Origin of the sequence: Massilia sp. KIM (assembly GCF_002007115.1) — a bacterium.
Lineage (GTDB): Bacteria > Pseudomonadota > Gammaproteobacteria > Burkholderiales > Burkholderiaceae_D > Telluria.
This window is the reverse complement of the sequence record NZ_MVAD01000015.1, coordinates 1-617: the sequence shown is the minus strand read 5'-3', so window position 1 is coordinate 617 and position 617 is coordinate 1. Positions and strand designations below refer to the sequence as shown.

Here is a 617-nt window from a genome sequence, read left to right as displayed (position 1 = left end):
GGCTAAAACAGTCAGGATGTTGGCTTAGAAGCAGCCATCATTTAAAGAAAGCGTAATAGCTCACTGATCGAGTCGTCCTGCGCGGAAGATGTAACGGGGCTAAGCCAGTCACCGAAGCTGCGGATATGTCTTTGACATATGGTAGGAGAGCGTTCTGTAAGCCTGCGAAGGTGTCTTGTAAAGGATGCTGGAGGTATCAGAAGTGCGAATGCTGACATGAGTAGCGATAAAGAGGGTGAAAAGCCCTCTCGCCGAAAGCCCAAGGTTTCCTGTTCAACGTTCATCGGAGCAGGGTGAGTCGGCCCCTAAGGCGAGGCAGAGATGCGTAGCTGATGGGAAGCAGGTTAATATTCCTGCACCGTCGTATGATGCGATGGGGGGACGGATCGCGGAAGGTTGTCTAACTGTTGGAATAGTTAGTTCTTGACTCATAGAAGGTGCTTAGGCAAATCCGGGCACGTAATTCAAGGGGTTGAGACGAGTGGCTTTATGCCGCGAAGCAATCGGAAGTGGTTCCAAGAAAAGCCTCTAAGCTTCAGTCATACGAGACCGTACCGCAAACCGACACAGGTGGGCGAGATGAGTATTCTAAGGCGCTTGAGAGAACTCGGGAGAAG

General features: G+C 51.1%; 1 rRNA gene. It reads left to right on the top strand.

Annotated features, from left to right (window positions below):
* Nucleotides 1-617: ribosomal RNA gene (locus tag B0920_RS25280) — 23S ribosomal RNA — on the top strand; the annotation flags it as partial.